This window comes from Salinivibrio sp. PR919, assembly GCF_001995355.1.
Classification (GTDB): Bacteria; Pseudomonadota; Gammaproteobacteria; order Enterobacterales; family Vibrionaceae; genus Salinivibrio; species Salinivibrio proteolyticus.
In genome coordinates this window covers 1-17,712 of sequence record NZ_MUFL01000046.1, presented here as the reverse complement: position 1 = coordinate 17,712, position 17,712 = coordinate 1, and the positions used below count along the sequence as shown (strand labels likewise).

The following is a 17,712-nucleotide window of genomic DNA, read 5'->3' as shown; positions in this document are numbered from 1 at the left end:
CCCTATGACTCATAAGGTTCAGTCATCAGACCTACCGATGACACACCGGCCTGATTGAGCGCATCGAGCGTTAAGATAATTTCCGAGTAAGGCACGCGGCCATCACCTCCCACTAAGACCGGAGAATTAGGATTAAGCTGCAGCTCGGCTTTTACGCGTACCAAGGTGTCTTGCAAACTTAAGCCACGAACCATGTCGCCATTATTCACACTCAAGCCTAGTTGGSCGTCCTTATCCACTTCAACAATGATAAACGCACCGCTGTCTTCTTCTTTGGCTAGCTCTGCGGCGGTTTTCGCTTCCGCCGTTTTGGGCAGCTCAACATCCACCCCTTGCGTTACAAAGGGGGCCGTCACCATGAAGATAATCAACAGCACCAGCATCACATCAATGTATGGCACCACATTGATTTCTGCCGTCATTTTGCGTCGTTTCGGTTGGTACGCCATGGATTACTCCTGGGTTGCCGCAAACGCTTGACGGTGCAAGATGCTTGAAAACTCTTCCATAAAGTTCATGTAGTTGTGTTCAAGCTTGGAGACTTTCGCAGTCAGTCGGTTATAGGCCATCACCGCAGGGATCGCGGCAAACAGACCCATGGCGGTTGCAACCAAGGCTTCAGCAATACCTGGGGCAACCATAGCAAGTGTGGCTTGTTTAACCGCGCCCAACGCAATAAATGCGTGCATGATGCCCCACACAGTCCCGAACAGGCCGATGTAAGGGCTGATCGAGCCCACGGTCGCAAGGAAAGGCAAGTGCGTTTCGAGCTCTTCGACTTCTTTAGAAAGCGAGACGCGCATGGCACGTGCTGTGCCTTCCATAACCGCCTCCGGAACTTTGCCATTGCTGCGGTGCAAACGGGCAAATTCTTTAAAGCCTGAATAAAAGATTTTCTCACTCCCCGTCAGGGCGTCTTTTCGTGCTTGCACTTCTTGGAAAAGCTGAGAAAGGTCAATTCCCGACCAAAATCGGTCTTCAAAGCGTTCTGCTTTACCAAAAGCCTGCTGCATGACTTTAGAGCGTTTGATAATCATCGCCCACGACACCACTGACATACCCAGCAATATCAACATCACTCCCTTAACAAGCAGGCTTGCTTGCAAAAACAGGTCGAGAATGGAAAGTTCAGCGGTCACGTAATATCTCCGATTTTATCTGTGTTGGAATCGATTTGGGTTTCATCACTGTTGGGTCGACACAGGCTATCTTAACCGTCGCCGCACACAATGTTTGTTGCTCAGAATTCACCAAAGTTTGACAAAACGTCAAGGTCGCTCGCCCGATGCCTGACACTGTGGTGACAACCTCAAGGGCATCGTCTAATCGCGCCCCACGTTGAAAGTCGATATCCATATGGCGAACAACAAAAGCGATATTGTCGTCAAAGAGTGTGTGTTGATTGACACCCACTTCGCGCAGCAGTTCAGTGCGCGCGCGCTCAAAATACTTGAGGTAGTTGGCGTGGTAAACGACCCCACCCGCGTCGGTGTCTTCGTAATAAATGCGAATCGGCCAGCGAAACGGCACAGATCCTGTCATTTCTTTACCCATTGTCGCTTAGAGATAGGCAAATACTATACCTAAGTTGTTTACGCATAGAAATGCTCGCACGATACGAGTCTCGGATTCTAAACAATTCTTACCAAGAGAAGTGATATGCCCCAAAGTTTCGCGCTTTTTCGGCGCTTAAATGCAGAAAAAAGCACCACTTGGGTGCTTTTGTCATTTGGATGTCACTTTACGCACCTTGACGCCGATGCCACGTTTACCTGAGCGTATGTGTAGCGCCACTTAACGCATCAGCCATACCCAAAGCAGCATTACGCTCACCAGCCACCCCAAAGGCGGCCACGTTAGCCATTGGCTCCAGCGCCCTTGGGCGCTAAAGCCCACCGCATGGATCACGCCAATGCAGGTTGCATACAGCAACCCCAACCCGATGAGCACATTAAACCCCCCCATCTGCGCAGCAAGCGCTTGAGGGTGCCACATCACTTGACCGCCCCAAAACAAGGCTGAGGCAAGTGAGAGCAGGCGCCAAGGGCCGGGAAAAGCCCGTCCCTTGGGTGCGTGAGTGTGATCACTCATTGTCTTTATCCATCGCCTCGGTATGCTCAAGCCAAAGGGCATTGATAATACCGAACGCGCAAGCCAGCAGGACGCCGAGAATCCAAGTGAAATACCACATATGCAGGCTCCTTAATCAGTACAGTGAGTGTTTGTTATCTTCAATAAACTTGGCATCTAAGCGACCAAACATCTTGATGTAACACCAAAGGGTGTAACACAAAATCAAAGGAACAAAGATACACGCCACCACCGTCATAATAGACAGGGTCAGTTCGCTTGAGGTGGCATCCCACARGGTCAAGCTATGGCCTGGGAAGGTGCTTGATGGCATCACGAAGGGGAACATTGCAATGCCTGCCGTTAGGATCACCCCGGCAATGGTCAGGCTTGAAAAYAGGAACGCCCAACCACCGCGTTCAACGCGCGATGCGATCAGTGCCAACAGCGGCATCAGCGCACCGGCTAACGGCGCAAGCCACAAGATTGGCATAGCTTGATAGTTTTGCATCCACGCACCACTTTGTACCGCAACCTCTTTAACCAATGGGTTGGATTGGGCTTGTTTGGCAATCTCGCCCACAATCACGTAGCCATCGATGTGTTGGATCCAAAAACCAGCAAGTACAAACAAAACCGTGGTTGCCAATGCACTGATTTGCGCGACAACACGTGCACGCTCATGCAGCGCCTCTGTGGTTTTCATTTGCAGCCACGTCGCCCCTTGCAACACAATCATGCCTAAGCTCACTAGGCCACACACCAAGGCAAACGGGTTAAGCAGTGCAAAGAAGCTGCCCGTGTACGTTGGGATCAACAGATCGCTGAGCTGGAAAGGCACGCCTTGCAGCAGGTTACCAAATGCCACCCCGAAGATAATCGGTGGCACAAACCCACCCGCAAATAGGCCCCAATCCCACAGCGTCCGCCAGCGGGTGTCTTCAATCTTGGAACGATAGTCAAACCCAACTGGACGGAAGAACAAGGCCGCCAAAGTGATGATCATCGCGACATAAAAGCCCGAAAACGAAGTTGCATAGACCAAAGGCCAAGCGGCAAACAGCGCGCCCCCTGCGGTAATCAACCACACTTGGTTTCCGTCCCAGTGCGGCGCCACCGAGTTAATCATCACACGACGTTCACTGTCGGTTTTACCGATCACCGTGAGTAGCGCGCCGACGCCCATATCAAAGCCGTCCGTTACGGCGAAACCAATCAGTAGCACCCCGATGAGGACCCACCAGATCAGCCGTAAAATTTCATAATCAAACATGCTGTCTCTCCTTATGCTTCAATCTGACGGCTAAAGTCCGCTTCTCGGTTGCCTTGCTGCTCAAAGTGATAGCGTCCTGTTTTTAGGCTACTTGGCCCTAGGCGCGCAAATTTGAACATCAGATAAAGCTCTGCCACCAGGAACAAGCTGTATAAGGTACAGATAGCGATCATCGAGAAAATGATATCGCCTGCAGCCAGGTTTGAAGCTGCCATGTGCACAGGTAAGATCTCACCCACCGCCCAAGGCTGACGGCCATATTCGGCAACAAACCAGCCAGCTTCGCAGGCAATCCAAGGAAGTGGGATACCGATCATCGCCAGTTTTAGTAGCCATGGTTTCTCACCAATACGCTGACGAGTGGTTTGCCAGAAGCTCATGCCGAAGATAAACAACATCGCAAAGCCACAGGCCACCATAATGCGGAAGCTCCAGAATAAAGGCGCAACATGTGGAATCGAGTCTTGCGCGGCTTGCTGGATCTGGGTTTCCGTCGCATCTACGACTTTATCGGTATAGGGTTTTAGCAGTAGCCCATAGCCAAGATCGCCTTTCACTTCATTGAAGGCTGCGATGTTCTCTGGTGTTTTCTCACCACCACGCAGCTTTTCAAGCAATGCGTAAGCTTCCATACCATTACGAATACGCAGCTCGTGTTCAGTCACCAAATCGCGCAGACCTGTCACTTCTTTATCTAGCGAGCGGGTGGCGATAATGCCCATCACATAAGGAATTTTAATCGCATAGTCAGTATGCATGGTTTCTTGATTCGGCAGGCCGAGTACTGTGAACGCCGCCGGCGCTTCTTCGGTATGCCACTCCGCTTCAATGGCGGCCAACTTCACTTTTTGTACATCGCCAAGCTCGTAGCCAGATTCATCACCCAGCACAATCACTGACAAGATAGCCGCCATACCAAACGACGCGGCAATCGCAAACGAGCGGCGAGCAAACGCCAAGTCACGCCCTTTTAGCAGATAGTAAGCACTGATGCCCAATACGAACATCGCGCCGGTGGTGTAGCCAGCCGCGACTGTGTGGACAAACTTCACTTGAGCGACAGGGTTAAAGACCACCTCGGCAAAGCTAACCATTTCCATACGCATGGTTTCAAAATTGAACTCAGCGCCGACTGGGTTTTGCATCCAACCGTTAGCCACCAAGATCCAAAGCGCAGAAAAGTTTGAGCCTAAGGCCACCAGCCAAGTCACCATCAGGTGCTGACGCTTACTGAGTCGGTCCCAACCAAAGAAAAATAGGCCCACAAAAGTGGATTCAAGGAAGAAGGCCATCAGTCCTTCAATGGCAAGTGGGGCCCCAAAAATATCTCCTACATAGTGGGAGTAGTACGCCCAGTTGGTACCAAATTGAAACTCCATGGTGAGGCCTGTTGCCACACCGAGCGCAAAGTTAATACCAAACAATTTGCCCCAAAACTTGGTCATGTCTTTGTAGATTTGCTTGTCGGTCATCACGTACAGGGATTCCATGATGGCCAGCAAAAATGCCATGCCGAGTGTTAAGGGAACAAACAGGAAGTGATACATCGCGGTCAGCGCAAACTGCAGCCGCGATAAATCGACGATATCGGTAATCATGGTCACTCCTTCACACCGTTTCTCGGTGCCGATACGAGGTATCGTTCGTTTTTCTTTCTCACCCTGCGCGCAGTTGTCACCACTGCTGACGCGGGGAAAGCCACACACACTTTCTCAATAACCGCTCGCTTGTTACACGCTTGAAACGTTAACGTTGCCTTATAGTTAAAATAAATCTAATTAAGCTATTTCTAATGTTAGACGCACAATGTGTTGTCGTTAACTTTGTCGTTATCGGTTTGTCGAGCAAGCTGCAAAACCAGCATGCCAATGACGATAATTTATAAAAATGTGATTAACCACAAAGAAAAGCGATGATGATGGCGCAGCCTTTGAAGCTAGCTCTCACTCACGCGATGCGACTGACACGGGCAGTTGTCGCCACAATACGGGGTCACGTGCTACATAACCTTAATCTAGATCAAAAAACCCCATTGGTTGGCGGCCAATGGGGCGATTTATCAATTATTTTGCTTGACCTGTTTTAGGGCTGCGGTAGATCAAAGCCAAAGTGCAGGTAAGCGCGTTGGGTGGCGATGCGACCTCGCGGCGTGCGCTGCAAATAGCCTTGTTGGATCAAATACGGCTCAATCACATCTTCAATGGTGTCTTTTTCTTCGCCAATCGCGGCCGCTAAATTATCTAACCCAACCGGTCCACCATCAAACTTTTCAATGATGGCATTGAGTAGCTTACGGTCCATGTAATCGAACCCTTGGCTATCCACATCCAGCATATCCAGTGCTCGTTGCGCAATATCCGCGCAAATGTGGCCGCTGCCTTTCACTTCGGCATAGTCTCGTACACGGCGCAACAGTCGGTTCGCAATACGTGGTGTCCCGCGAGAGCGGCGTGCTACTTCTACTGCGCCTTCGTCTTCCATCGAAAGCGCGAGGCAGTGAGCACTGCGTTTTACAATCCCCGTTAAGTCATGAACATTGTAATATTCAAGCCGTTGGGTGATCCCGAAACGATCGCGCAGTGGCGAAGTCAAGGAGCCTGCCCGTGTTGTCGCACCAACTAAGGTAAACGGTGGTAAATCAATCTTAATGGAGCGTGCCGCTGGTCCTTCACCAATCATAATGTCTAATTGATAATCTTCCATCGCCGGATAAAGCACTTCTTCAACCACTGGGCTTAGACGGTGAATTTCATCAATGAATAAGACATCATGCGGTTCAAGGTTGGTCAAAAGCGCCGCTAAGTCGCCGGCTTTTTCTAATACAGGGCCTGAAGTGGTACGAATATTAACGTCCATTTCATTGGCGACAATGTTTGCCAAGGTGGTTTTCCCCAGCCCCGGCGGGCCGAAAATCAACAGATGATCCAACGCCTCTTGTCGCTTACGTGCGGCATGGATAAAGATTTCCATTTGATCACGGACATGATCTTGCCCTTGGTAATCGTCCAATAATTTGGGACGAATCGCGCGGTCAATCACGTCTTCTTCCCGATCATGATTGGCTTGCGCGGAGATTAAACGATCAGCTTCTATCATGGATTACACCATTGAACGCAGTGCGTGTCGGATGACGTCTTCACTGCTCATTTCGTCGGTTGCGATTTGTTTCACCACTTTCTCAGCCTGCGCGGCTTTATAGCCCAACGCCACCAGCGCGCTCACTGCTTCGTCAGCAGCAGATGAGACAGTGGTCGGCGCCTGACGCGTCGGTGCACCGCTTCCATCGGCGGCGTCGGTATAAGGCGTAAAGAGATCAAATGCCTCCCAGTTTTTCAACCGATCGCGCATTTCAATCACCAGACGCTCTGCCGTCTTCTTACCTACGCCGGGGATTTTAACCAAGGTGGACACATCATTATGTTCAACACTATCGACAAACTGGTGAGCCGTCATGCCGGACAAAATCGCCAAGCCCAGTTTGGGTCCGACGCCATTGGCCTTAATCACTTCTCGAAACAAGGCTCGCTCACGTTTACCACTAAAGCCAAACAAAAGCTGCGCATCCTCGCGCACTACAAAATGCGTATAAATGGTGGCCACCTCACCGACTTCTGGCAATTGATACAAACAGTTCATCGGCATACTCACTTCATAGCCAACGCCATTGACATCAATCAAAATCTCAGGGGGCTGCTTTTCTAGCAGGGTTCCGTGTAATCGGCCTATCACAATGTGCTCTCAGTTTTTTACTTTGTCGACAAGGATAAATAATAACTGGATCTATATCCAGTCTGATTGACGACGGGCGGAATACGGAATACGGAATACGGAATACGGAATACGGAAAAGCATATCGTGCCTGTCCCTGCAGAAAAAGGGCCTAGGTCCTGGGATCCTAGGCACTACTTCCTGCTCTTCCGTATTCTGTAAGCGAAGCGCTCTGTGTTCAAGATCCCGAATACCGATGACGGAATACAGAGTACAGAAAAAGCAATAGCCTCAGTGCGAGCATGATCTGCTTTATCCAGTTTCTAGCCTCTAGTCTCTAGAAGCGAAGCGTCTCGTCTCTTTCCGTACTCCGTAAGCGAAGCGCTCTGTATTCAAAATCCCTAAGCGCTTTTATCGATACCGCCCGCGACGCGCGGAGCTAGCTTTGCCTGCCATCGCTATCATGGTGTGATAGGTATGCGCATGACAAATCGCCACGGCAAGCGCATCGGCAGCATCGGCTTGTGGGGTGGCATTGAGCTTCAACATATGGGTGACCATGTGCTGCACCTGCTTTTTATCCGCACTGCCTTTCCCCACGACGGCTTGTTTGATCAAACGGGCCGCATATTCTGACACCGGTAAGTTTGCATTCACGGCCGCGACAATAGCACTGCCGCGAGCTTGACCCAACTTCAGCGCGGAGTCGGCATTACGCGCCATAAACACTTGCTCAATCGCAAAGTTATCCGGCTGAAATTGGGTGATCACTTCACTCACCCCCGCATAAATTTGCTTGAGCCGGCCGGGTAAATCCTCACTGTCGGTACGAATACAGCCGCTGCCAAGGTACTCCAAATGCCGGCCTTGTTGGCGGATCACGCCGTAGCCGGTGATCCGCGAACCTGGGTCAATGCCCAGTATGATTGCCATTTAACTTAAGCTCGCTGCCACTTCGTCGGAGATATCACCGTTATGGTAGACTTCTTGCACATCGTCAAGGTCTTCTAGCATATCGATAAGACGCAGTAGCTTAGGGGCGGTATCCGCATCCAGCTCCGCTTTGGTCGACGGTACTTGTGTGACTTCAGCACGCTCTGCCTCGAAACCCGCTTTGTCCAAGGCATCTTTTACATTGCCGAAATCATTTGGCGTGGTGTAGACATCCATCGAGCCATCGTCGTAAGTCACCACATCATCGGCTCCCCCTTCCAACGCGGCTTCCATCACCGCATCTTCGTCAAGCCCTGAAGCGTAGGTGATTACACCTTTTTTCTCGAATAAGAAGCTCACCGAACCATCTGTCCCCAGATTACCGCCTGATTTTGAGAATGCGTGACGCACACCAGACACGGTACGGTTACGGTTGTCGGTCATGCACTCTACCATCACCGCCGTCCCCGCAGGACCGTAGCCTTCGTAGATCACCGTTTCCATGTTGTCGTCGCCATCACCGCCCGCACCGCGCGAAATCGCACGATTGATGGTGTCACGGGTCATATTGTTAGACAGCGCTTTATCGACCGCGGCACGCAGGCGAGGATTGGTTTCTGCTTCGGGGCCACCTTCTTTGGTTGCCACCACAATTTCTCGGATTAGTTTGGTGAAAATCTTACCGCGCTTCGCGTCTTGAGCGGCTTTACGGTGTTTAATGTTCGACCACTTACTGTGACCTGCCATATCGACTCTCCGTTTTTTGCGCTCCCCTCACGTGAAAGGAGTAATAAGAAAAAACGCGCCTTGGCTTTGCAGTCGGAGGCGCGTTGATGAAAATCCCCGCATACTAAGGCCATACCGCGAGATAGGTATCGCACTTAGTCATGGGAGTTAACGGACAAACGCTGTTGCCCGTGAWCGGACTTATCGTCTCTGGATGACGTTACTCGCTTTGTTCCGCCGCCGCAGTAATGCTAAGCGCCAGTTCTTCAAGCGCTGCTTCGTTAGCAATGCTTGGCGCATCTGTCATCAAACAGGCCGCTGCCGTGGTTTTCGGGAAAGCAATCACGTCACGAATGTTTTCAGTGCCAGACAGCAGCATCACCAAGCGGTCCATACCAAACGCCAGACCTGCGTGTGGTGGGGTACCAAATTTGAGTGCATCCAGCAAGAAGCCAAACTTCTCGCGCTGCTCTTGTTCGCCAATACCAAGGGTTTCGAATACTGCCGCTTGCATCTCTGGGTTGTGGATACGTACTGAGCCGCCACCCACTTCATAGCCATTGATAACCATGTCGTAAGCATTCGAGTTCGCCGCTGCCGGATTCGCTTTCAGCGCTTCTGGGGTCACGTCAGTTGGCGCGGTGAATGGGTGGTGCATTGCATGAAGGTTACCTTCGTCGTCTTCCTCAAACATTGGGAAGTCAACCACCCACAGCGGTGCCCATGCTTGGGTATCTGTCAGTTCGAGATCCAGACCAAGCTTCACGCGCAATGCGCCCAACGCTTCGGTGACTACTGACTTTTTATCTGAGCCAAACAGGATGATATCACCGGTTTGTGCTTCAGTACGTGAAAGGATCCCTTCAACCACGTCCGCATTAAGGAATTTCGCTACCGGTGACTGAACACCGTCCAAGCCTGCGTCACGGTCATTGACTTTCAGCCATGCAAGTCCTTTGGCGCCATAGATACCCACAAACTTGGTGTATTCGTCAATTTGCTTGCGAGACAGGCTGGCACCGCCCGGTACACGGATGACGGCAACGCGGCCTTTTTCATCGTTTGCTGGGCCTGAGAAGACTTTAAATTCAACGTCTTTGACCAGATCCGCCACATCGACGATTTCAAGCGGGTTACGCAGATCCGGTTTGTCAGAGCCAAAGCGACGCATCGCTTCTTCATATTTCATGACTGGGAAGGCACCCAAGTCGACGTCAAGCAGCGACTGCCACATTTCGCGAATCATTTTCTCGGTCACTTCGCGCACTTGCTCGGCGCTCATGAACGAGGTTTCGATATCGATCTGTGTAAATTCTGGCTGACGGTCAGCACGCAAGTCTTCATCACGGAAGCACTTCACGATTTGGTAGTAACGRTCRAAMCCKGACATCATCAACAACTGYTTAAACAGCTGWGGYGATTGYGGCARSGCATARAAGYTGCCTTTGTGCACACGGCTWGGMACCAAGTARTCACGYGCGCCTTCTGGSGTYGCTTTGGTCAACACCGGCGTTTCGATATCCAAAAAGTCATTGCTATCCAAGAAACGACGGACGAAGCTGGTCGCTTTCGCACGCAATTTGATGCGGTCGCTCATTTCTGGACGACGCAGGTCAAGATAGCGGTACTTCAAACGCTGTTCTTCAGAGATGAATTGGTTGAAGTCGATCGGTAACGGGGCACTGCGGTTAATGATGTCTAACCCAGTTGCCACCACTTCAACTTCACCGGTCGCCATATCACGGTTGATTTGGCTGTCTGGACGCGCACGCACTTCACCGCGAATTTGGATACAGAATTCGTTACGTAGCTTGTTCGCTTGCTCGTAAACATCACCCATATCAGGATCGATCACGACCTGCACGAGCCCTTCACGGTCTCGCATATCGATAAAAATCAATCCGMCCAAATCACGACGACGGTTAACCCAACCACAAAGACTTACTTCTTGCCCGACATGGGCTTTATTCAGGTGACCACAATATTGGGTGCGCATAGAGTATTCCTGATCTGATTCTGATTATTCCGCTTGCCCCCTTGGGCACAAGCCTGCCAAATACTGAGGGGAATTCGGGTAACAGCGTCTGTCGTACCTGACGGTACGCCCCCATTGGTGCCGTTACTGTCAAAGACCTGCCATTATAAAGGAAAAGCCCCTCCCTTGGTAAAGCGATCGCGCTTTTTTATTCTGTTTGGGCGATGAATGGTTTTTTGGCGCACTTCCGATTAGGCTATCACCATCTCGATTGACCGATAAAAGCCAAGCCATGTCCCTGACGTTAAATCACGTTTCCGTACCGCCCCTGCGCCTTGGGCTGACACAATGGTCCCACCCCAGCTGGCAACATCACTTTTATCCTCCGGGCACTAAGACGGCCGATCGTTTAGCGCGCTATGCGGAGGTGTTTAATACGGTTGAAGGCAATACGACTTTTTATGCCTCACCCTCGAGCACGTCAGTCGCCAATTGGGCCGCGGCTACGCCGGATACGTTTCGGTTTACCTTTAAATTTCCGCAAACCATTACCCATCAGTGCCAATTGCGCCATGCACAAACATTGACGCAAGATTTCATCACCCTGATGGCGCCGCTCCATGAAAAGGTAGGGCAATGGACCATCCAACTCCCTGCCCGTTTTGGTCCCGAGGGCTTGCCGGCATTGGCTGTTTTTTTAAAGCAATTACCCGCGGATTTTTCAGTTGGCGTCGAGGTCCGTCACCCAGCATTTTTTGCCAAAGGCGACGCCGAGCGTCAATTGAATCGCCTGTTACTGGAACATAAGGCGAATCGTGTGATCATGGACAGCCGCCCCGTGTTCGCCGCCAAACCGGACTCGCCGGCGATTATTGACGCACAACAGAAAAAGCCCCGCGTGCCGGTTCATGCTATCGCCACCCATGATGCGCCCATGGTGCGCTTTATCGGTCACCCAACTCTCGATGAAAATGCCGCGTTCTTTACGCCGTGGATCGCCAAATTGCAGCWCTGGATGAATGAAGGGAAAACACCTTATTTAATGATCCATACTTCAGATAATGATCAGGCTCCTGCGCTTGCCGCGGCGCTTTACCAACGCCTTGAATTATCACCCCCTCTCGCCAGTGTGCAACGGGCGGCACAGTCACAGCAGTTCTCGCTGCTGTAATCGCCTGGGACAATGGCAAGGCAGAATAAAGACAGACGGGGAAAAATTCACTACAATACGCCGCTTTTACTGCTGGGCATTGGCTGATTTGTAGGGGCTCTCATGGCTAATCAGGATAAAATTTTCGCGGCGCCCATTGAAAAACTGGGTGATTTTACCTTCGACGCGAACGTCGCCGAAGTCTTTCCGGACATGATTCAACGATCCGTACCGGGCTATAGCAATATCATTTCGGCGATTGGGATGTTGGCGCAGCGTTTTGCCAAGCCAAATACCAATATCTACGATTTGGGCTGTTCATTGGGCGCGGCCACCTTATCGATGCGTCGCCATATCGAACACGCAAGCTGCCAGATTATCGCGGTAGATAACTCATCGGCGATGGTCGAACGCTGTCGTCTCCATGTAAATGCATACCGTGGTGCCGCTGACGTAGAGGTCAAAGAAGCGGATATTCGAGATATCGAGATCCAAAATGCGTCTATGGTTGTGCTTAACTTTACCCTGCAATTTTTAAGTCCTGACGACCGCCAAGCCTTGTTAAACAAAATTTATCAAGGACTTAATCCCGGTGGCATTCTGATTTTATCGGAAAAGTACTGCTTTGATGATGACACCGCCAACGAGCTTTTGATTGACCTACACCATGACTTTAAACGTGCCAATGGGTACAGCGAGCTAGAAATTAGCCAAAAGCGTAGCGCCCTTGAGAACGTCATGCGTCCAGACAGTATTGGCACCCACAAAGCCCGATTGAGTGATATCGGTTTTAGTAGTGTTGCCATGTGGTTCCAGTGTTTTAACTTCGGCTCTATGCTAGCCATCAAGTAAGCCAACCGGTACGAGTAGTTTCATGTTTGATTTTTCTGACTTCTATCAGCTTATTGCCAAAAATCGCCTAAGCCACTGGTTGGAGGTTCTCCCAGCCCAATTAGCGGAGTGGCAAAACCAGCCGCATGGCGATATGCCGAAGTGGATTAAGGTGCTTAATAAGATCCCAACTACCGCGCCCGAGACGGTTGAACTGAAAGATGCGGTGCGTATTGGCGATGACCAAAGCCTGCCGTCCGGTGAACGCAAAAAACTCGAAAACTTATTACGTAGCTTCCATCCGTGGCGCAAAGGTCCGTATCAGGTGCATGGCATTGATATTGATACCGAATGGCGCTCTGACTGGAAATGGGATCGTGTGCTTCCTCATATTTCGCCACTCAAAGGCCGTTACATCTTGGATGTTGGCTGTGGTAATGGCTATCACATGTGGCGTATGTTGGGGGAAGGCGCTGCGCTGACCGTCGGTATTGATCCATCAGAGCTTTTCTTGATGCAGTTCGACGCTATCCGCCGCTTGATGGGCAACGACCAGCGCGCTCACCTTTTGCCTTTAGGGATCGAAAAACTACCAGCGCTGCGTGCATTCGACACTGTGTTTAGTATGGGTGTGTTATATCACCGCCGCTCCCCGCTCGATCATCTGATCCAACTCAAAGATCAATTGCGTAAAGATGGCGAGCTGGTACTGGAAACGCTGGTGATTGACGGCGATGAAAACGCGGTATTGGTCCCCTCCGACCGTTATGCACAAATGCGTAACGTCTACTTTTTCCCGTCTGCCCGCGCGTTAAAAGTGTGGCTGGAGAAAGTCGGATTTGTCGATGTGCGTATTGTCGATGAGTGCGTCACCACCACGGATGAGCAGCGCAGTACCGAGTGGATGACCCATAATTCACTGCCCGATTACCTTGACCCTGCCAATCCGCATCTTACGGTAGAAGGCTATCCCGCCCCTAAACGTGCCATTTTGGTCGCACGTAACCCTGATTAATGATTGTGCGCCTCTTGGTTTGACAAGAGGCGCACCTTGGCTTGACGTTCAGCAAGCAGAACATTATTTAACCGCCTCGACTTTATTTCCCGTTCACGCCATATTTTCTATCCAGATCAAAAAGATAACGGGCAAAAAGTGACAGAAAACGTCGATAAAACCATCACTCAGTCAATCCTGACTAACTTTTGACAGAATACCCCTACCCATCTTCGCCGCATCGATTAGAATTTGCGCTCACCGTTCGGCGCCTGACTGAGGCGTGATTGAGCCATTTTTGCACCGGTTGGAGATTATGATGTTATTTCGCTGCTCACTGATTAGTGCGCTCTTTTTAACGATGTCAGGTTGTACCCTCACCTCACAGCACCAACACCAAGAAACATTGGACAAAATTGACCATGTTGCCGCACAAACCAATCAGCAACAGCAAACTCTATCCACGTCATTATCGAATCATGATGATGCGCTTTCTCGTCTGTCTGACAAAATCAGTGCGATCGAAAGCCAACTGAAAGTGATGCAGCGTACCCAAGCGAAAGTGTACGCCAACATGGCGGATGCCAAACCGGAAGTAAAGGTGAAAGAGAAAGTGGTTCGTGTCCCGGTCAACGACGATAAAGTCTTRTTGGGTGCCCGTGAATGGGTATGGTTTGACGCGGTAGAAAGCACATTCCAAGCTCGCGTTGACACCGGCGCCGAAACATCTTCATTGAATGCTGTGGATATTCAAGAATTTGAGCGCGATGGTGATACTTGGGTGAAGTTTAACGTCAATCACAGCGAAAATAACGACGAACCCGTGTTTATGGAAATGCCGGTGAAGCGCTGGGTGCGTATTCGCCAATCTTCCACCGATAAAACCGATCGCCGTCCAGTTGTGGAAGCTTGGATCCGTGTCGGCAGTATCCACGAAAAAACCCAATTTACGCTCGCTGATCGCACCAACATGGAATATCCCGTCCTACTGGGCCGAGAGTTCTTCAAAGATCTCGCAGTGGTCGATGTCAGCCAAGAACATATTCACCCCAAGTACGAGCCTGAAACGCAACCGGACGCTAGCAGTAACGACGCTAACCAAAAATAGGTCACCTTTATGGTTTCACGTGTTCCATTTTACTTTTTAATCGGTTTTCTGGTCTTGGCAGGTATCGCGTTAAGCGCATACCGTCATATGGTTTACGGCGTGCCATGGCTCGCTGATGAAACTCGCCAAGTGTGGCAGATTGAAGCGCGCATCAATTTTGATGCCACCGGTGGGCCGGTGAAGGTGAATCTTGCCGCGCCCGATAGCCAACCCGGCCTGACTCTGATTGACGAAAGCACCTCGTCATCAGGCTATGGGTTTTCTTTGCTTGACACCGACTATGGTCGCCAAGCGCAATGGTCAACGCGCACCGCCACCGGCGAACAAACCCTTTATTTCAAAAACCAAATGCTGGTGGATGACAGTGCCCGCTATACCATGACGCCACCGGAGCACGACACCGTTGCTGCCCCGGTAATGGACAATGCGGCTAAAAACGCTGCGCTCGCCTTACTCGATCGTGCTCGCTCTCGTTCGGCGGATAACATCACCCTGACCAGAGAGCTAATCAAACAATTTAACAGCACCGACAGCCAAAACGCGGCATTGTTGCTTAACGCCTTTGATAAGCCAGATGCGGTTCAAAAGACATTGGCGCTAGAAGGGATCCATGCCCGCGTTGTGGGTGGTTTGAAGTTAGAAGACGGTCGCCGTCGCCAAAGCATCTCACCAATGATCCAAGTGTGGCAAGACACACAGTGGCATTTATTCGATCTCACCACCGGACAAAATGGCCATCGCGACGACGTTCTCCTATGGAACCAACGGGGCGGTCCTTTGCTTGAAGTGACAGGCGGTGAGCACAGTCATGTCAACTTCTCAATCATTTCTCAGGATATCAGCCCGCAGCAGGCGACCACCGCCAAAGTGAACGCCGACGATCTGCTCAACTTTTCGATCCATAGCTTGCCGATTGAAGAGCAAGCGATGTTCAAAACCATCATGCTTATCCCAATTGGCGCGCTGATTGTGGTGTTCTTGCGGGTCATTGTTGGCTTAAAAACCTCTGGCACCTTTATGCCAGTATTGATTGCAGTCGCGTTTGTGCAAACCCAATTAATCACCGGCATTGTTGGCTTTGTGCTGATTGTTGGTACGGGCTTGGTGATCCGAAGTTATCTCTCCCGGCTCAACTTATTGCTGGTGGCGCGAATCTCCGCGGTGATTATTACCGTGATTTTGATTATCGCCGTGTTCAGTGTGATTGCGTTCCACATCGGCTTAATCGAAGGACTGACCATTACCTTCTTCCCAATGATCATCTTGTCATGGACCATAGAACGGATGTCCATTCTATGGGAAGAAGAAGGCGCCAAAGAGGTGGTTGTTCAWGGAGGCGGCTCGCTTCTCACCGCCGTGCTGGTCTATCTCGCGATGACCAATGAGTTGGTTCGCCATCTGACCTTTAACTTCATTGGTGTGCAGTTAGTGATTCTGGCCCTGATCTTAATGCTGGGTAACTACACGGGCTATCGCCTCTCTGAGCTGAAGCGCTTCCGCCCACTTGCTGCTAATGAAAAAAGTCACGGCCTTGCGCCCACCTCAGGAGGTGATGATGCGAACACTCCTCGCTAAACTGGCGTCGCCCTTTCGCCTCAATGACGCGGGCGTGATGGGCATGAACCAACGCAATATTCGTTATATTGGCCGCTACAACGATAGACGCTTGTATCCACTGGTGGATGATAAGCTCAAAACCAAACTGATTGCACAACAAGCCGGCGCGACGGTGCCGGACTTGATTGGTGTGATTGATAGCCAAGCGGATGTTAAGCGCATTCACGCTATGGTCGCAAACTGGCCGGGCTTTGTGATTAAGCCAGCCCAGGGCTCTGGCGGTAAAGGGATCATGGTGATCACTCAAAATCACCAAGGGCGCTATTTTAAAGCCTCCGGCAAAGAAGTCAGTCATGACGACGTTGAACGCCATATTACCAACACCTTGGCGGGCTTGTTTTCCCTCGGCGGTAAAGCCGATGTGGCGGTGGTTGAGAACTTAATCGCGTTCGATGACAGCTTTAACGGCTTTAGTTATGAAGGCGTGCCTGATATTCGTGTGATTGTGTTTCAAGGCTATCCTGTGATGGCGATGATGCGTCTCTCAACCTCAGCGTCAGACGGTAAGGCTAACCTGCACCAAGGCGCGGTTGGGGTTGGGCTGGATCTTGCAACTGGTTATGCATTAAAAGCGGTGCAATTTAACAGCCCCATCACTCACCACCCTGATACGCACCAAGACTTGTATACGCTTAGGGTTCCACATTGGCAGCAATTGCTCACCCTTGCCGCCAGTGCGTGGGAGATGACTGGGCTCGGTTACATGGGCACCGATATGGTGCTTGATAAAGACAAAGGCCCAATGGTGTTGGAGCTCAATGCTCGTCCCGGGCTTGCGATTCAAATCGCCAATGGCTGTGGCTTGTTGCCCAGACTGCGATTGATCGAGTCTTTACCGCCTTGTCGCTATCCACCGTTACCCGAAGCGCGCGTTGAGTTTTCCATGCGTCACTTTGCTGGCCAGCAAACTCAGCCACTGAAGCCGCGGTTAGCGAAAGTCAGTTAAAACGCTCAGTAGGCAAAAAAAAACTAAAGTTCTCTGCGCCTTGCCGATAACCAAAGTAACCGACTCATTGGTTTGACATGTAAGGTAAGGCGCCGACAGTGACAGTGCACACCATCGACAAAGCACGCATCATTAGTGATGTGCAGTTTGGAGACAATCTGAATCATGCAGTGACGCAAGGACGTCGCTCTGATTTTGCGTTGATGCTCGCCCTGATGTCCGGTGATGCCAATGAGTCAACACCACTCTCACCGCTTGACGAAAAGACCACTAATGATGAGGTTCTACGTCGTCAATTTCAGCTTGCCCCACCTCAGCCGTTGGCGGCCAGTAATGAAGAAGATTACGTTCGTGCTGGTGCGCAAGCCGATGCCTTCCACC

The 17,712-nt window shown here is 50.9% G+C and carries 19 protein-coding genes; 7 read left to right on the top strand and 12 right to left on the bottom strand.

The genetic code is table 11. From position 1 onward, the window contains the following. Positions 1–2: 2 nt before the first annotated feature. The 12 genes from tolR to aspS all read right to left on the bottom strand — a co-directional run bounded on the left by tolR (position 3) and on the right by aspS (position 10,706). A complete protein-coding gene (gene tolR, locus BZG83_RS10100; protein WP_077480359.1) occupies positions 3–449 on the bottom strand; it encodes a protein TolR in 447 nt (148 codons plus the stop codon). A gap of 3 nt (positions 450–452) precedes the next feature. Next, entirely contained in the window at positions 453–1,139 is a 687-nt protein-coding gene (tolQ, locus tag BZG83_RS10095) for a protein TolQ (protein ID WP_069591074.1), read from the bottom strand. Beyond that, positions 1,129–1,542 (bottom strand): tol-pal system-associated acyl-CoA thioesterase, encoded by a 414-nt coding sequence (gene ybgC, locus BZG83_RS10090; RefSeq protein ID WP_077480368.1) that lies wholly within the window; start codon positions 1,540–1,542, stop codon positions 1,129–1,131. The genes tolQ and ybgC overlap by 11 nt, the downstream gene beginning before the upstream one ends. A gap of 252 nt (positions 1,543–1,794) precedes the next feature. Then, positions 1,795–2,091: a cyd operon YbgE family protein gene (locus tag BZG83_RS10085; RefSeq protein ID WP_158074951.1), complete on the bottom strand. Its 297-nt coding sequence runs from the start codon at positions 2,089–2,091 to the stop codon at positions 1,795–1,797. Then, entirely contained in the window at positions 2,084–2,191 is a 108-nt protein-coding gene (cydX, locus tag BZG83_RS10080) for a cytochrome bd-I oxidase subunit CydX (protein ID WP_069591070.1), read from the bottom strand. The genes BZG83_RS10085 and cydX overlap by 8 nt, the downstream gene beginning before the upstream one ends. 15 nt (positions 2,192–2,206) lie before the next feature. After that, positions 2,207–3,343, bottom strand: coding sequence for a cytochrome d ubiquinol oxidase subunit II (gene cydB, locus BZG83_RS10075; protein WP_069591068.1), 1,137 nt, complete (start codon positions 3,341–3,343; stop codon positions 2,207–2,209). Between the two features lie 11 nt (positions 3,344–3,354). Further along, positions 3,355–4,938 carry a cytochrome ubiquinol oxidase subunit I gene (gene cydA / locus BZG83_RS10070; protein ID WP_198532181.1) on the bottom strand — a complete coding sequence of 528 codons (1,584 nt, stop codon included), beginning with the start codon at positions 4,936–4,938 and terminating at the stop codon, positions 3,355–3,357. Positions 4,939–5,425: 487 nt separating this feature from the next. Beyond that, positions 5,426–6,439 (bottom strand): Holliday junction branch migration DNA helicase RuvB, encoded by a 1,014-nt coding sequence (gene ruvB, locus BZG83_RS10065; protein ID WP_069591064.1) that lies wholly within the window; start codon positions 6,437–6,439, stop codon positions 5,426–5,428. 3 nt (positions 6,440–6,442) lie between these two features. After that, positions 6,443–7,072 carry a Holliday junction branch migration protein RuvA gene (gene ruvA, locus BZG83_RS10060; RefSeq protein ID WP_069591062.1) on the bottom strand — a complete coding sequence of 210 codons (630 nt, stop codon included), beginning with the start codon at positions 7,070–7,072 and terminating at the stop codon, positions 6,443–6,445. Between the two features lie 390 nt (positions 7,073–7,462). Next, the gene (ruvC, locus tag BZG83_RS10055) at positions 7,463–7,984 is read right to left on the bottom strand and encodes a crossover junction endodeoxyribonuclease RuvC (protein WP_069591060.1); all 522 of its coding nucleotides are present in this window, start codon (positions 7,982–7,984) and stop codon (positions 7,463–7,465) included. Then, complete coding sequence (locus tag BZG83_RS10050) at positions 7,985–8,731, bottom strand: YebC/PmpR family DNA-binding transcriptional regulator (protein ID WP_069591057.1); 747 nt, start codon at positions 8,729–8,731, stop codon at positions 7,985–7,987. 199 nt (positions 8,732–8,930) lie between these two features. Next, the gene (gene aspS, locus BZG83_RS10045; protein WP_077480357.1) at positions 8,931–10,706 is read right to left on the bottom strand and encodes an aspartate--tRNA ligase; all 1,776 of its coding nucleotides are present in this window, start codon (positions 10,704–10,706) and stop codon (positions 8,931–8,933) included. A 271-nt stretch (positions 10,707–10,977) separates the two neighbouring features. Between aspS and BZG83_RS10040 the strand changes: the two genes are divergently transcribed. The 7 genes from BZG83_RS10040 to BZG83_RS10010 form a co-directional block, all read left to right on the top strand. Further along, positions 10,978–11,856 carry a DUF72 domain-containing protein gene (locus BZG83_RS10040; protein ID WP_077480367.1) on the top strand — a complete coding sequence of 293 codons (879 nt, stop codon included), beginning with the start codon at positions 10,978–10,980 and terminating at the stop codon, positions 11,854–11,856. A gap of 102 nt (positions 11,857–11,958) precedes the next feature. After that, positions 11,959–12,687, top strand: a complete 729-nt coding sequence (gene cmoA / locus BZG83_RS10035; protein WP_077480356.1) for a carboxy-S-adenosyl-L-methionine synthase CmoA — start codon at positions 11,959–11,961, stop codon at positions 12,685–12,687. A 22-nt stretch (positions 12,688–12,709) separates the two neighbouring features. Next, positions 12,710–13,681 carry a tRNA 5-methoxyuridine(34)/uridine 5-oxyacetic acid(34) synthase CmoB gene (gene cmoB / locus BZG83_RS10030; protein WP_077480355.1) on the top strand — a complete coding sequence of 324 codons (972 nt, stop codon included), beginning with the start codon at positions 12,710–12,712 and terminating at the stop codon, positions 13,679–13,681. 295 nt (positions 13,682–13,976) lie between these two features. Next, positions 13,977–14,768, top strand: coding sequence for an ATP-dependent zinc protease family protein (locus tag BZG83_RS10025; RefSeq protein WP_241825790.1), 792 nt, complete (start codon positions 13,977–13,979; stop codon positions 14,766–14,768). Positions 14,769–14,777: 9 nt separating this feature from the next. Then, positions 14,778–16,343 (top strand): inactive transglutaminase family protein, encoded by a 1,566-nt coding sequence (locus BZG83_RS10020; protein ID WP_077480353.1) that lies wholly within the window; start codon positions 14,778–14,780, stop codon positions 16,341–16,343. Further along, the gene (locus BZG83_RS10015) at positions 16,324–17,331 is read left to right on the top strand and encodes an alpha-L-glutamate ligase-like protein (protein ID WP_077480352.1); all 1,008 of its coding nucleotides are present in this window, start codon (positions 16,324–16,326) and stop codon (positions 17,329–17,331) included. The genes BZG83_RS10020 and BZG83_RS10015 overlap by 20 nt, the downstream gene beginning before the upstream one ends. Before the next feature lie 98 nt (positions 17,332–17,429). Continuing rightward, a partial coding sequence (locus BZG83_RS10010) for a VC2046/SO_2500 family protein (protein WP_274532436.1) occupies positions 17,430–17,712 on the top strand: 283 nt, incomplete at its 3' end.

Excerpts from the sequence above, each read along its gene's own strand:
- cydX (WP_069591070.1), bottom strand. The coding sequence starts at position 2,191 with ATGTGGTATTTCACTTGGATTCTCGGCGTCCTGCTGGCTTGCGCGTTC.
- cmoB (WP_077480355.1), top strand. The coding sequence starts at position 12,710 with ATGTTTGATTTTTCTGACTTCTATCAGCTTATTGCCAAAAATCGCCTA.
- cmoA (WP_077480356.1), top strand. The coding sequence starts at position 11,959 with ATGGCTAATCAGGATAAAATTTTCGCGGCGCCCATTGAAAAACTGGGT.
- ruvB (WP_069591064.1), bottom strand. The coding sequence starts at position 6,439 with ATGATAGAAGCTGATCGTTTAATCTCCGCGCAAGCCAATCATGATCGG.
- BZG83_RS10050 (WP_069591057.1), bottom strand. The coding sequence starts at position 8,731 with ATGGCAGGTCACAGTAAGTGGTCGAACATTAAACACCGTAAAGCCGCT.
- ruvC (WP_069591060.1), bottom strand. The coding sequence starts at position 7,984 with ATGGCAATCATACTGGGCATTGACCCAGGTTCGCGGATCACCGGCTAC.
- ybgC (WP_077480368.1), bottom strand. The coding sequence starts at position 1,542 with ATGACAGGATCTGTGCCGTTTCGCTGGCCGATTCGCATTTATTACGAA.
- BZG83_RS10085 (WP_158074951.1), bottom strand. The coding sequence starts at position 2,091 with ATGAGTGATCACACTCACGCACCCAAGGGACGGGCTTTTCCCGGCCCT.
- BZG83_RS10015 (WP_077480352.1), top strand. The coding sequence starts at position 16,324 with ATGCGAACACTCCTCGCTAAACTGGCGTCGCCCTTTCGCCTCAATGAC.